The organism is Pseudomonas sp. R2-60-08W, from assembly GCF_003852335.1.
Classification (GTDB): domain Bacteria; phylum Pseudomonadota; class Gammaproteobacteria; order Pseudomonadales; family Pseudomonadaceae; genus Aquipseudomonas.
Map to the genome: position 1 here is coordinate 5097722 of NZ_CP027731.1, position 13802 is coordinate 5111523.

A 13802-nucleotide genomic window follows, 5' to 3' on the forward strand; every position below is an offset into this window, starting at 1 on the left:
TCGGGCGCTCGCTGCACGACGGTGCGTAGCGACAAGCGCGCCTTTTCAGTTCGACGCACGGTAAAGTCCGTGCGCATCGATGTAGGCCAGGACCGCGTCAGGCACCAGGAAACGTACCGACTTACCGCTGGCCAGCAGTTGACGGATCTGGGTGGCGGACACCGCAAGCGGGGTCTGCCAGACGAATGCAATATTCCCGTTCGGCCCGGTCAGGGCCAAGGGGTCACTTACCGACCGCGCGGCCAGCAGGTTGCGCAAGGCATCCGGCGGTTCGCTGTCGGCATCCGGGCGTTGCAGAACCAGGATGTGGCAATGCTGGAGGAGTTCCTCCCAGCGGTGCCAAGAGGGCAGGCCGCAAAATGCGTCCCAGCCCAAAAGCAGAAACAACTGGTCATCGGCGGCCAGCTCGGCGCGCATCAGTTCCAGGGTGTCGACAGTGTAGGACGGTTTATCGCGCTTGAGCTCGCGATCGTCCACCACCAACGGCGATATACCCTCCACGGCAACGCGCACCATTTCCAGGCGCTGCTGCGCTGACACCTGCGGCGTATCGCGATGGGGCGGCCGGAAATTGGGCATCAGGCGCAATTCATCCAGCGCCAGGGCATCCGCGACTTCCAGGGCACTGCGTAAATGGCCGATGTGCACGGGGTCGAAAGTACCGCCGAGCAGCCCGATGCGTTTAGCCATCAAGTGCGCACGTGACCGTCGCCGAACACCACGTACTTCTCGCTGGTCAGGCCTTCCAGGCCAACCGGGCCACGGGCATGAAGCTTATCGGTGGAGATGCCGATTTCCGCCCCCAGGCCGTACTCGAAGCCATCGGCAAAGCGCGTCGAGGCGTTGACCATCACCGAAGCGGAGTCCACTTCATTGAGGAAACGCCGGGCATCGCTGAAATGCTCGGAGACGATGGCATCGGTGTGCTTGGAACCGTATTTATTGATGTGCTCGATGGCCTGATCCAGGTCGTCAACCATGCGGATCGACAGGATCGGCGCCGTGTACTCGGTGTACCAGTCCTGCTCGGTCGCCTCGATCACGTCCGCGCCCAGCAACGCGCGGGTACGCTCGCAACCGCGCAGTTCCACGCCCTTGTCGCGATAAATGGCGGCCAGCGGCGGCAGCACGCGCTCGGCGATGCCGGCGTGCACCAACAGGGTTTCCATGGTGTTGCACGGCGCGTAGCGGTGGGTCTTGGCGTTGTCGGCGATGCGGATGGCCTTGTCGAGGTCGGCGGCGATGTCGATGTAGACGTGGCACACGCCGTCCAGGTGCTTGATCACCGGCACCTTGGCGTCGCGGCTGACACGCTCGATCAGGCTTTTGCCACCGCGCGGCACGATCACGTCGACGAATTCCGGCATGGTAATCAACGCGCCAACCGCCGCACGGTCAGTGGTTTCCACTACTTGCACCACCTCGGCGGGTAACTCGGCCACGGCCAGGCCCTGCTGAATGCAGGCAGCGATGGCACGGTTGGAGTTGATGGCCTCGGAACCGCCGCGCAGGATGGTGGCATTGCCCGACTTGAGGCACAGGCTCGCGGCGTCGATGGTCACGTTCGGGCGCGACTCATAGATGATGCCGATCACGCCCAGGGGCACGCGCATCTTGCCGACCTGAATGCCGGATGGCAGGTAACGCATATCGCGGATTTCACCGATGGGGTCAGGCAGCTTGGCCACCTGACGCAAGCCTTCGATCATGTCGTCGATACGCGCCGGGGTCAGCGCCAGGCGATCCAGCAGGGCCGGCTCCAGGCCATTGGCGCGGCCGTTGGCCAAGTCCTGTTCGTTGGCGGCGGCGAGCGCTGGGCGCGAAGCATCCAGCGCGTCGGCGGCGGCCAACAACGCGCGATTCTTCTGCGCAGTGCTCGCACGGGCGATCAACCGCGAGGCCTGACGGGCAGCGCGACCCAGGCGGGTCATGTAGTCAAGAACGGACTCAGTCATGGGTCAGGTAGTCTTGGCAAAGAGGAAAGCGGCAGATTATAGCTGTGACGCCGCCCGACTGACAGCGGTGAGGGGCGGATGGTCGAAATGAACTGTAAAAACCTGGGGTTCAGCAGTAATTAAGGTGGGAGTTGTTATGATTCCGTCACATTTAGCCGTAATTACCTTGAACGTTATGCCCACAATGACGCCCGAACTCCCTGCCAGCGCCCTCCCCGACAGCTTCTTCGACCGCGATGCACAGTTGCTCGCGCAAGAACTGCTCGGAAAAGTCATCCGTCATCGTGTCGGCGGAATTTGGCTTTCAGCCCGAATTATTGAAACCGAAGCCTATTACGTGGCCGAAAAAGGCAGCCACGCCTCACTCGGCTACACAGAAAAGCGTAAGGCTTTGTTTCTGGATGGCGGGCATATCTATATGTATTACGCCCGTGGCGGTGATTCGCTGAATTTCAGCGCCCATGGCCCGGGCAATGCCGTGCTGATCAAATCGGCGTATCCCTGGGTCGATGAGGTTTCCGGCCCGGCGAGCCTGGCGCAAATGCTGTTGAACAACCCGAACCCCGACGGCAGCCCGCGCGCCACGCAGAAACTCTGTGCAGGCCAGACGCTGCTGTGCAAGGCGCTGGGCCTGAAGGTGCCGATGTGGGATGCCAAGCGCTTCGATCAGGAACTGTTATATGTGGAAGACGTAGGCCAGGTGCCCACGCAGATCATCCAGACCACGCGACTGGGCATCCCCAGCGGGCGCGACGAGCATTTGATGTACCGATTCGTCGATGCTGGCTATGCGCCTTATTGCACACGGAACCCGCTGCGCCGGGGACAGGTCGAAGGCCGCGATTATTTTTTGATTTGATGCTCCATGTGGGAGGGGGCTTGCCCCCGATAGCGGGGTGTCAGTCGGACCATTTGATACTGACCCACCGCCATCGGGAGCAAGCCCCCTCCCACAGTTTGATCATCAGCGTTTCAGATTACGTATGGAGTGGAGTGTATGGGCCATTGGCTCGATAGCATTACCGACTGGCTGACCCTGAACCCACAATGGCTGGCGGCGGCGGTGTTTATCGTTGCGTGCGTGGAATGCCTGGCCATCGCCGGACTGATCGTGCCGGGTACGGTGCTGCTGTTCGCGATTGCCGCACTGGCCGGCAGCGGCGCGCTGTCGTTGAGCGAAACCCTGCTGCTGGGATTCCTCGGCGGCTTATTGGGCGATGGGGTTTCCTACTACCTGGGCCGGCATTTCCACCAGAACATCCGGCGCCTGCCCGGCCTTCGTCAGCATCCCGAGTGGATGAATGGCGCCGAAACCTACTTCCATAAGTACGGCATCGCCAGCCTGCTGGTCGGGCGCTTCATCGGCCCGCTGCGCCCCATGCTGCCGATGGTGGCCGGCATGTGCGACATGCCGTTCCCGCGCTTTGCGGCCGTGAGCGTTATCGCGGCAGCGGGTTGGTCGGTGGCTTATCTGCTGCCGGGATGGGCCGCTGGCGCTGCGTTCCGCCTGCCACTGCCGGAAGGTTTCTGGCCGGAAGCGGCCATTGTCGCGGCCTGCCTGGCGGTGCTGCTGGGGTTGAGTTTGAACAGCAGCCTGCGCGGTCATCGCCGCGCTACCCTGTGGATTGGTTGCGCCAGCCTGACCTTGCTGGTCGCGCTGTTCATCGGCTACCCGCACCTCAACCATTTCGACCAGGGCCTGAGCGCCCTGGTGCAGGAACATCGCAGCCCGTGGCTTGACGAAGTGATGGTGCGCATCACCCAGCTGGGCGAGTTCAAGAAAATGTTCGTGGCCAGCGCGGTGTTCACCGGCCTGCTGTTACTGGCGCGACAGTGGCGTCATGCCCTATTCGTTGGCGCCACACTGGCGGGAGCCGCCGTGATCAACACCGGCACCAAGCTCTTCTTCGCCCGTGGCCGCCCGGAAATCCTCACCGAACCGCTCACCAGCTTCAGCATGCCCAGCGGCCATGCCTCCGGCGCGTTTGCGTTCTTCCTGGCCCTGGCGGTACTGGCCGGGCGCGGCCAACCCACGCGGTTACGCCTGACCTGGCTGCTACTGGGCTGCATACCCGCCGCGTTCATTGCCTTGTCGCGGGTGTACCTGGGTGCTCACTGGCCCACGGACATCCTGGCCGGCACGCTGCTGGCGATGACCGTCTGCGCGTTCAGCCTCAGCCTCAGTCAGTACCGCAGCCCCTTGCCCGCGATGACGCAAAAAGCCTGGTGGCTGGTGTTGCCTGCCGTGGTGGCCGTGCTCGGTTTTATCGCCCTTACCGGCACCTCGCACGCGTTGCTCAGGTACGCCTATTGAGCGTCGGCCGGGATTTCAGGTGAACAACTCACCTTGCAACTCATCCAGCAGCATTTGGATCGCATCCAGCCGCTGCTGCGGATCGTCGAGTTGCAGCAGGTCGAGCTTGTCGGCCTCGGTGAACGGCAGCAGATACGCCAGCTGATTAGCCAGGGCCTGCTGGCCCTCGGCACGAGCGTCCATATCCAGCGAAGCGACCATCGGGTGCTCCGCCAATGCCTGCAGCAGCGCCAGCAGGTCGGCATCCTCTTCTTCCAGCGGCTGGTCCGGCAGCTCTTCGAGCCACTGCACCTCGGCCACCAGCAACTGGTCCTTGTGCACCTGGGCGTCACGTACGCGGAAACGCCGCCCGCCTTCGACACGAATGCCCAGCAGGCCGTTGTCCTGTTGCTTGAAGTCGCGAATCAGCGCCTCACAGCCAATCAGCGCATAGCCGTCCGGGGCCAGGCCGACTTCCTTGCCGTCAAGGATGCACACCACGCCGAAGCTTTCGCCCTTTTTCATGCAGCGGCTGATCATGTCCAGGTAGCGCGCCTCGAACAGTTGCAAATCGAGGGTGCAGCCAGGGAACAGCACAGTGTTGAGCGGGAACAGCGCCAGACTCATAAAGGTTTCCTTAAACCCGGTTCAAACGATCACCGACACGGCCAGCGGCAGGAACACCGCCGTGGCCACGCCCATCAGACTCATCGCCAGCGCCGCGAAGGCGCCGCATTCTTCACTTTCCTGCAGGGCCACCGAGGTGCCAACGGCATGCGCCGTCATACCCAGGGCCATGCCGCGTGCTTCGGGGCTGTGCACGCCCAGGCGCGACAGGAGCGACGGGCCGATCATGGCGCCGACCACCCCGGTGATCAACACGAACACCGCAGCCAATGCCGCCACGCCACCGATCTGCTCGGCCACCAGCATGGCAATCGGCGACGTCACCGACTTGGGCGCCATGGTCATCAGCACCCTGTGTTCAGCGCCGAACCACCAGCCCAACACCACGCACAGGCCGGTGGCCAACACCCCACCTATCACCAGCGTAGTAAAAATCGGCCAGAACAATTGGCGAATCCGGCGCAGGTTCAGATACAGCGGCACCGCCAGGGCTACCGTCGCCGGCCCCAGCAGAATGCCCATGATCTCGGTGCTTTCGCGGTATTCGACGTAGCTCAGGCCGCAAGTGAGCAACACACCAATCACCAGCAACATGGAGACCAGCACCGGCTGCAGGAAAATCCAGCGGGTTTTCTCGAAAGCCGCCAGTACCAGTTGATAAGCACCCAGGGTGATGCCGATCCCGAACAGCGGGTGATGAATGACGGCCGTCCAGGCGCCCTGCCAGTCGAACATCATTGGCCCTTCTCCTTGCGCTTGAGCATCTGTTGCATCAGCACGCCGACGACCGCCATGGCGATGATCAGCGACAGCACCAGCGCGCCGACAATGGCCCAGAAGTCTGCAACGATGTCCTTGGCATACACCATCACGCCCACGGCCGGCGGCACCAGCAGCAACGGCAGATACCGCAGCAGGCTGCCGGCCGCCAGGCTCAGCGGCTCGCTGACTTCGCCGCGCCAGATCAGAAAGCCGAGCATCAGCAGCAGGCCGATGATCGGCCCCGGCAATACCGGCAACAGCAGATGATTGATCGCTGTGCCGATCAGTTGAAACAACACCAGCCAGGTCAGGCCACGTAACAGCATCCGCTTTCTCCCCCTTAAAGCTCGCGCGCATTATAAGCACGCCCGCCCTATGCTCCGGCATTCGCCAAAAGCATGTCGTTGACCGGGCTGATTGCCCATGATGATCTACATTGGTTCTCTGTATCCCATAAAAAAACCCTCATCAGCGGGGGATAAAAACGATGAAACCAGGAGAGATGCAATGCCCCAGGTACCCGTAGCGCAGCTCAAAGAGTATGTCGGCAAGGAACTCGGACGTTCCGAGTGGCTCACCATCGACCAGGCGCGCATCAACCTGTTCGCGGAGGCCACCGGCGATCATCAATTCATCCACGTCGACCCGGTCAAGGCGGCGCACACCCCGTTCGGCAGCACCATCGCCCATGGGTTCCTGTCGCTGTCGCTGATGCCCAAGCTGATGGAAGACATCCTGATCATGCCCGAAGGCCTGAAAATGGCGGTCAATTACGGCCTCGACAGCGTGCGCTTTATCCAGCCGGTAAAGGTCGACTCCAAGGTGCGCCTGAACGTCACGCTCACCGATGTCCACGAGAAAAAACCCGGCCAATGGCTATTCAAAGCCACCGCCACCCTGGAAATCGAAGGCCAGGAGAAACCTGCCTACATCGCCGAGTCGCTGTCACTCTGCTTCGTGTAGGACGCCGCCTGTGGTGAGGCAACAAACCTTGCCACAGTGTATGTAAATTTATGTATGAACCTCGCGGCTGCGGCATACTCGGCGCTCAATTATCCGGATCCCGCTATGCGCCCACTCGCCCCCCTTGCCCTTGCCCTGTTGCTCACCGCGTGCGGAGACGGCGAATCGCTGTTGCCGCCCGACGCGCGCCTGCCCGATGGCGGCCGCTACCGTGGCGATGTGGTCAACGGCTTGCTGCAAGGCCAGGGCCGTGTCGACTACCCCAATGGCAGTTGGTACGCCGGCGAGTTCGATAAGGGCCAGTGGCATGGCCAGGGCGAATGGCATGGCAGCAACGGCGAAGTCTACCAGGGCCAATTCAAGCAGGGCCTGTTTGACGGCCAGGGCCGCCTGACCACAGCGGGCAGCAGCTACGTCGGCGGCTTCAAGAACGGTCGACGCAACGGCGAAGGCACCCTCAAAGAGGGGCAGATGACCTACCGCGGCGAATTCAAGGACGACCAGTACTCCGGCCTCGGACGCCTGGAGCTGGCCGACGGCAGCCAATACCAGGGCCAATTCGCCCACGGCAAGCCCAATGGCGAAGGCCAGCGCAACGACGACAGCGGCAATCAGTTCAGCGGCCACTTCGTCGATGGTCAGCTGGAAGGCAACGGCACGTTCAACAGCGCGGATGGCGATATCTACGTCGGCCAGTTCAAACAGAACCAACTCAACGGCAAGGGCCGCTATGAAAATGCCGACGGCGACGTGTGGATCGGCCAGTTCAAGGAAGGCGCGCTCAGCGGCAAGGGCGAATTGATCGGCGTCGACGGCAGCCACTACGTCGGCCAGTTCATCGATTGGCGCTTCAGCGGCGAAGGTCGCCTGAACCTTACCGATGGCAGCTTCTATATCGGCGGCTTCGACAGCGACAGCTACCAGGGCCGCGGCACGCTGGTGCTCACCGATGGCACGGTTCAGGCCGGCACCTGGGTCAACGGCATGCGCGTGCGCGATGCCGAGGGCAAGCTGCTGCCCGACCCGCTGGAAATCGGCGTATTGGCCCAGGGTCGCTTGCTGGCTGACGCCCTCGCCGCCGTGCCCGCGTCTACGCCTGCCGTCGAGCTGTATACCCTGGCACTGGCCGGTGACGGCAAGCAAAGCGTATTCCTGCGCGAAGCCGATTACGTCAGCAATATGCTCGCCACCCGCTTCGGTGCACATGGGCAGATTCGCCTGGTCAACCACCGCGACCATATCGCCGACCGCCCCATGGCCACCCGCGAAAATCTGCGCCGTGCCGTGCAAACCCTGGCCGAACGCAGCGGTCCGGAAGACCTGGTGTTCATCTATATGACCAGCCACGGCACTCATGAACACGAATTGGTGCTGGACCAGCCGCGCATGGAACTGGCCGACCTGCCGGCCGACGAGCTGGCCGCTGTGCTCGCGCCGCTGAAAAACCGTGACAAGATCATCGTGATTTCCGCCTGTTACTCCGGCGGATTCATCCCGGCATTGAAGGATGAACGCACGCTGATCATGACCGCCTCGCGCGCGGATCGCGTGTCGTTCGGTTGTTCAGAAGAAGCAGACTTCACCTACTTTGGTGATGCCCTTTTCGCACAAGCTTTCAGCCAAACGGACGATTTGCAACAGGCGTTCAAACTGGCACAACTGCACGTGGCCGAACGCGAACAGGCGGACAATTTCGAAGCCTCCGAACCGCAGATCTGGGCCCCCAAGGGCGTGATCGCCCATTGGCAATTATTACGCAAACAGCAGGCACGAAAGGCGCTCGAAAGCGTCTCAATGAATAGCAAGGAAGCCAAAGGCAACTAAGCTGTAACGTGTAACAAGGGGGAAACACCATGTACCTGACACCGCAGCATATCCTGCTGGCCGGCGCCTCTGGCCTTACCGGCGAACACTTGCTGGACCGCCTGCTCAACGAACCTACCGTGACCCGCGTACTGGCACCCAGCCGCAAACCACTGGCTGAACACCCGCGCCTGGAAAACCCGGTGGGCGACCCGGCAGTGGTCCTGCCACACCTGAGCGGCCAAGTGGATATCGCTTTTTGCTGCCTGGGCACTACGATCAAGAAAGCAGGTTCGGAAGCGGCGTTCCGTGCGGTCGACCTGGATCTGGTGGTGACCTTCGCCAAGCGCGCACGGGAAATGGGCGCGCGGCACCTGATCGTGATCAGTGCGATTGGCGCCGACCCGAAATCCTCGGTGTTCTACAACCGGGTCAAAGGGGAAATGGAGCAGGCGTTGAGAGCACAGGATTGGCCGCAATTGACGATCGTGCGGCCATCGTTGCTGTTGGGCGATAGACTGGAGCCGCGCCTGGCCGAACAGCTGGCAGGGCCGCTGTCACGCCTGATTCCGGGCAAGTACCATGGGATTGAAGTCTGCGAACTGGCCCGCGCCATGTGGCGCCTGGCGCTGGAAGAGCAGGACGGAGTGCGCGTGGTGGAGTCGGATGAGCTGCGCAAGCTTGGTAAATGAATGTGAAACCACATGATCGTTCCTACGCTCTGCGTGGGAATGCCTCACCGCGACGCTCCGCGTCCGGCCAACCGCTGTACGTTTCAGCTACTGCGCATGTGTGACGCGGAGCGTCACGGGCGGCATTCCCACGCGGGAGCGTGGGGACGATCAATCAGTCACTGATGAGTTGGCTGGCTACCGCCATCGGGAGCAAGCCCCCTCCCACATTTGGTTTTGTGGTGTTGTTGAGGTTTGCGTTATAGGCCACCGGTGGCGTTGAAGCCGACACCCAGCACGGTCAATAACGACAATGGCAACAGCAGCGTGTCGAGCAACGCGCTGGCTGGCAGGTCGACCTGCGGATAGGTTGGCGCCTCGGCGCCGAACCGGTCCTTGGCACAACAGCCTCCATTGATCGCATACAGGTCCAACCGCGTGCCGGCATACACCACCGGCGCGCCAGGTTGCGCGGCATCCAGCGTGCGAGCGGTGGCGCAGCCCGCCAATAGCAGCGCCAGCACGACCAGCAGCGCCTTATTCATCGCCGCTCAAGTGATGCTCGCCCCAGCGTGGCAGCATGTCTTGCGGGATATTAAGCAAGTTGAGAATGCGCGCCACCACAAAATCCACCAGGTCGTCGATGGTCTGCGGCTGATGATAGAAGCCTGGCGATGCGGGCAATATGGTCACGCCCATGTTCGACAACTTGAGCATATGCTCCAGATGGATGCTCGAATAAGGCGCTTCACGCGGCACCAGGATCAACTGCCGGCGTTCCTTCAAGGTCACGTCCGCCGCGCGCTCGATCAAATTATTACAGGCGCCCGTGGCAATCGCCGACAGCGTGCCGGTGGAACAGGGCACCACCACCATCGCCGCCGGCGCACCGGAGCCGGAAGCGACCGGCGACATCCAGTCCTCTTTGCCATAGACCTTGATCTGCCCCGCCGCCGCGCCGGTGTATTCGGTGAGAAAGGCCTGCATCATCTGCACCTTGGCCGGTAATGCGACATCGGTTTCAGTCGCCATCACCAACTGCGCCGCCTTGGAGATCAGAAAATGCACCTCACGGTCTTCACGCACCAGGCAATCAAGCAAACGCAGGCCGTAAGGCGCACCGGAGGCGCCGGTCATCGCCAGGGTGACGCGTTCCGGGCCGCTCACGTGAGCGCCTCGGCCAGCTTGCCGTGCAGGCCGCCGAAGCCGCCGTTGCTCATGATCACCACATGGGTGCCTGGCTTGGCCAGATGCTTGACGTGCTCGATGATGCCTTCCAACGAGTCACAGACGGTCGAAGGCACACTGCACCGCGCGGCGATCGCCGGCAGGTCCCAGCCCAGGTTGGCCGGTGCATACCAGACCGCCTGGTCGGCGTCATTGACGCTTTCCGGCAGGCCATCACGGTGTGCCCCCAGCTTCATGGAGTTGGAACGCGGCTCGACGACAGCAATGATCTGCGCATCACCGACGCGCTTGCGCAGGCCGTCCAATGTGGTGGCAATCGCCGTGGGGTGGTGGGCAAAGTCATCGTAGATGGTAATCCCATTCACATCGGCGACCTTTTCCATGCGCCGCTTCACGCTCTTGAATGCGCTCAATGCCGCGATACCCATGGAAGGCACCACCCCCACATGCCGCGCAGCCGCCAGGGTGACCAAGGCGTTGGCGACGTTATGCTGGCCGGTCATGTCCCACTCGACCGTGCCTTGGGCCTCGCCTTCGAACAGCACTTCAAACCTGGAACCATCATCACTGAGCAATCTGACCTGCCACTGCCCGCCCGCGCCGGTGGTTTGCACCGGAGTCCAGCAGCCCATCTCGATCACGCGCTGCAACGCCGGTTCGGTGGTCGGGTGAATCACCAGCCCTTCACTTGGAATGGTACGCACCAAGTGGTGGAACTGCCGCTCGATGGCCGGTAGATCCGGGAAGATGTCGGCATGATCGAATTCAAGGTTGTTCAGGATCGCCGTGCGCGGACGGTAGTGGACGAACTTGGAACGCTTGTCGAAGAACGCGCTGTCGTACTCGTCGGCCTCGATCACGAAGAACGGCGTCTCCCCCAGGCGCGCCGACACCGAGAAGTTCTGCGGCACACCGCCAATCAGGAAACCCGGGCTCATGCCCGCATGCTCCAGCACCCAGGCCAACATACTGCTGGTGGTGGTTTTGCCGTGGGTGCCGGCAACCGCAAGCACCCAGCGCCCTTGCAGCACATGGTCGGCCAGCCACTGGGGGCCGGAGACATACGGCAAGCCTTTATTAAGGACATACTCGACCGCAGGGTTACCCCGGGACATGGCGTTGCCGATCACCACCAGATCGGGGACCGGGTCGAACTGCGCCGGGTCGTAGCCTTGAGTCAGCTCAATGCCCTGAGCTTGTAGCTGAGTGCTCATGGGCGGATAAACATTGGCATCGGAGCCGGTAACGTGATGGCCCAGCTCTTTGGCAAGTACCGCCATCGAGCCCATGAACGTGCCGCAGATACCCAGAATATGAATGTGCATAGTTGACCTCGTAAATCATCGAGGCAGGTTAGCGCAGGGAGTAGGAAATGGCACTCTTTAGGTCACTCAGCCAAGTGCGCCGGCAGTAGGCAGGCCAGTGGAGCAACCCATGGACTTCATGGTGAACTGCACTTTTCACGGCTAAACGACCAAACTGCGTGAAATTTCATACTTTCGCAACTTTCGGTAAAGCGTATTACGGCTCACCCCTAACTGCTGCGCCGTATGGCTCATGTGCCAGCGTTGCTGCTCCAGCGTTACCAGCAAAGCCGCCCGCTCGGCGTCGTCCAGGGGCGAACGTGCAGGGCTCTGTTCACTCGATTGCGCGCGAGCCTGGCGGATGTTTGCAGGTAAATCCTCAAGCCCGATCAGGCTTGTGTCGCACAGCGCGACCAGCGTGCGCAACACCGTACGCAGCTGTCGGATATTGCCCGGCCACGCGTACGCCAACAGCACTTCACGCGCTGCAGGCGTCAGGCCAACAGCCTGCTTACCCGCCTCCTGCGCCAGCAGGAAGTCCAGCAGTTGCGACTTGTCACTGCGCTCACGCAACGCCGGAAGGGCGACTTCCAGGCCGTTCAAGCGGTAATACAAATCCTCGCGAAAGCTGCCGTCCTGCACACGTTCAAGCAGATTTCGGTGCGTGGCGCTGATAATTCGCACGTTCACCGCCTGGGGCTCACCGCCGATAGGCACCACCAGGCGGTCCTCCAGCACTCTTAACAATCGGGTTTGCAGCGCCACCGGCATATCGCCGATTTCATCCAGAAACAGCGTACCGCCATCGGCTTGTTGCAGCTTGCCGCGCATGCCTTCCTTCAGCGCTCCGGTGAAACTGCCACCGCGATAGCCAAACAACTCGCTTTCGATCAGGTTTTCCGGGATGGCCGCACAGTTGAGCGCGACAAAGGCCTTATCGGAACGCTGGCTGGCCTGGTGCACGGCCTTGGCGAACGCTTCTTTCCCGCACCCGGTTTCACCGTTGATCAGCAGTGGCACATCGCGCTCGAACACCCGCAGCGCCTTGCGCATTTCGTGTTGCAGCGCCGGGTCGCCCAGGCAAATCCCTGATGGCCGTGGCGATGCTGGCCGGGTAACCGGCGTGGGCACACGGCGCGGCTGGCCTCTCAATGCCGCAAACAGGCTGCGCCCCTCACGGGTACGCAATGGCCAACTGGCGGTCGCACTGGCGCTGGCGCGGCTCAGCAGTTGGTCCAGCGAACAATCGAAAAAGGCCTCCACCGGCTGCCCCAGCAAACCGCTACGCGTGCATGCGAGCAGATTGAGCGCGCTCTGGTTGGCCGCGCAAATGCGCCCCTCACCGTCGAACGCCAGCAGCCCTTCACTGAACAGGCCCACGGACTCGGCTTGCAGGTGAAAACGCAGTAGCCAATGGTGCTCGAAGTGGCGCAGGAAATAGCAACTCTCGATCATCTTCGCCGAGAGATTGACCAGCGCCATAGTGTGGAATTGGCTCTGGCGCGACACCGCTTCCCGAGCCGACGACACGTCCAGCACCGCCAGCAGTTCACCGTGGGGATCGAATACCGGGCTCGCCGAGCAGGTCAGCCCCGTGTGACGGCCGCGAAAATGTTCGTCGCGATGGATCGTCACGGACTGGCGCTCAACCAGGCACGTCCCGATGCCATTGGTGCCCTCGCGGGCCTCACTCCAATCGGCGCCCAGCCACAACCCGGCGCGCTCGAAAATCTTGCGCTCGGACGGCGCGGTGACGCAGTTGAGGATCACGCCGCGCGCGTCAGTGAGCAGCACCGCGTGGCCAGCGCCGGAGAGCTGTTGATGCAGGCTGTTCATCTCGTTGCCGGCGATGTGCAGCACCTGCTGCAGGCGTTCGCGACTTTCCAGCAGGCGACCCTGTTCGAGCACGGTAGGGGCGATAGTTTGCGCGGGATCGAGGTGGTAATCCTCCAGGCAGCGCAACCAGGAGCGGGCAATGGACGGATCGCTGCCGGGGCCTTGGGAGCATTCATGCCCTCGTGTGACGGTCAAGACTTGCCGGGCATGGCGACTGAACTGATCGTTGTGCATGTTCTTATTATTCTCCCTGCGTGAGAACGCCCAGCATCCTCCAGGCACCCAGCCATTGCAATCCCGTCCCGACCCGCCGGTCACAGGCTGTATCGTTTATGGCACACACTGTCACCCCGCCTGTACCGACGGGGTGACAGCAACGCCCGGTAAAAATAATAACCCT

Annotated in this window: 14 protein-coding genes; 5 read left to right on the forward strand and 9 right to left on the reverse strand. The window is 62.1% G+C overall.

Features of this window, described 5'->3' with window-relative positions; translation table 11 throughout:
* Nucleotides 1–45: 45 nt before the first annotated feature.
* Together nadD and C4J90_RS23270 are read right to left on the reverse strand one after the other, a co-directional pair.
* Entirely contained in the window at nt 46–690 is a 645-nt protein-coding gene (nadD, locus tag C4J90_RS23265; RefSeq protein ID WP_124368480.1) for a nicotinate-nucleotide adenylyltransferase, read from the reverse strand.
* Nucleotides 690–1955, reverse strand: a complete 1266-nt coding sequence (locus C4J90_RS23270) for a glutamate-5-semialdehyde dehydrogenase (protein WP_124364558.1) — start codon at nt 1953–1955, stop codon at nt 690–692. Before C4J90_RS23270 ends, nadD begins: the two co-directional genes overlap by 1 nt.
* A gap of 175 nt (nt 1956–2130) precedes the next feature.
* Here C4J90_RS23270 and C4J90_RS23275 point away from each other — a divergent pair, with 175 nt between their 5' ends.
* A complete protein-coding gene (locus C4J90_RS23275) occupies nt 2131–2814 on the forward strand; it encodes a DNA-3-methyladenine glycosylase (protein WP_124420916.1) in 684 nt (227 codons plus the stop codon).
* A 138-nt stretch (nt 2815–2952) separates the two neighbouring features.
* On the forward strand, nt 2953–4269 hold the full coding sequence (locus C4J90_RS23280) for a bifunctional DedA family/phosphatase PAP2 family protein (protein WP_124420917.1): 1317 nt from the start codon (nt 2953–2955) through the stop codon (nt 4267–4269).
* A 15-nt stretch (nt 4270–4284) separates the two neighbouring features.
* Here the strand turns inward: C4J90_RS23280 and C4J90_RS23285 are convergent, their stop codons facing one another.
* From C4J90_RS23285 to C4J90_RS23295, 3 genes are read right to left on the reverse strand one after another with little or no spacing between them, the layout of a single operon-like run.
* Complete coding sequence (locus C4J90_RS23285) at nt 4285–4875, reverse strand: LON peptidase substrate-binding domain-containing protein (RefSeq protein ID WP_124415682.1); 591 nt, start codon at nt 4873–4875, stop codon at nt 4285–4287.
* Nucleotides 4876–4896: 21 nt separating this feature from the next.
* On the reverse strand, nt 4897–5613 hold the full coding sequence (locus tag C4J90_RS23290) for an LrgB family protein (protein WP_124364562.1): 717 nt from the start codon (nt 5611–5613) through the stop codon (nt 4897–4899).
* Nucleotides 5610–5963, reverse strand: coding sequence for a CidA/LrgA family protein (locus C4J90_RS23295; RefSeq protein ID WP_124415683.1), 354 nt, complete (start codon nt 5961–5963; stop codon nt 5610–5612). Before C4J90_RS23295 ends, C4J90_RS23290 begins: the two co-directional genes overlap by 4 nt.
* A 181-nt stretch (nt 5964–6144) precedes the next feature.
* Here C4J90_RS23295 and C4J90_RS23300 point away from each other — a divergent pair, with 181 nt between their 5' ends.
* The 3 genes from C4J90_RS23300 to C4J90_RS23310 all read left to right on the forward strand — a co-directional run bounded on the left by C4J90_RS23300 (nt 6145) and on the right by C4J90_RS23310 (nt 9095).
* Nucleotides 6145–6600, forward strand: a complete 456-nt coding sequence (locus tag C4J90_RS23300; protein WP_124371982.1) for a MaoC family dehydratase — start codon at nt 6145–6147, stop codon at nt 6598–6600.
* Between the two features lie 105 nt (nt 6601–6705).
* A complete protein-coding gene (locus tag C4J90_RS23305) occupies nt 6706–8424 on the forward strand; it encodes a C13 family peptidase (RefSeq protein WP_124364565.1) in 1719 nt (572 codons plus the stop codon).
* A gap of 29 nt (nt 8425–8453) precedes the next feature.
* Nucleotides 8454–9095, forward strand: coding sequence for an oxidoreductase (locus C4J90_RS23310; protein ID WP_124415684.1), 642 nt, complete (start codon nt 8454–8456; stop codon nt 9093–9095).
* Nucleotides 9096–9334: 239 nt separating this feature from the next.
* Here the strand turns inward: C4J90_RS23310 and C4J90_RS23315 are convergent, their stop codons facing one another.
* From C4J90_RS23315 to C4J90_RS23330, 4 genes are all read right to left on the reverse strand, one after another.
* A complete protein-coding gene (locus C4J90_RS23315) occupies nt 9335–9619 on the reverse strand; it encodes a YceK/YidQ family lipoprotein (protein ID WP_124415685.1) in 285 nt (94 codons plus the stop codon).
* Nucleotides 9612–10241 carry a flavin prenyltransferase UbiX gene (gene ubiX, locus C4J90_RS23320; RefSeq protein ID WP_124364568.1) on the reverse strand — a complete coding sequence of 210 codons (630 nt, stop codon included), beginning with the start codon at nt 10239–10241 and terminating at the stop codon, nt 9612–9614. The genes C4J90_RS23315 and ubiX overlap by 8 nt, the downstream gene beginning before the upstream one ends.
* On the reverse strand, nt 10238–11587 hold the full coding sequence (gene mpl, locus C4J90_RS23325; RefSeq protein ID WP_124420918.1) for a UDP-N-acetylmuramate:L-alanyl-gamma-D-glutamyl-meso-diaminopimelate ligase: 1350 nt from the start codon (nt 11585–11587) through the stop codon (nt 10238–10240). Before mpl ends, ubiX begins: the two co-directional genes overlap by 4 nt.
* 141 nt (nt 11588–11728) lie before the next feature.
* A complete protein-coding gene (locus tag C4J90_RS23330) occupies nt 11729–13636 on the reverse strand; it encodes a sigma-54-dependent Fis family transcriptional regulator (RefSeq protein ID WP_124420919.1) in 1908 nt (635 codons plus the stop codon).
* Nucleotides 13637–13802: the final 166 nt, after the last annotated feature.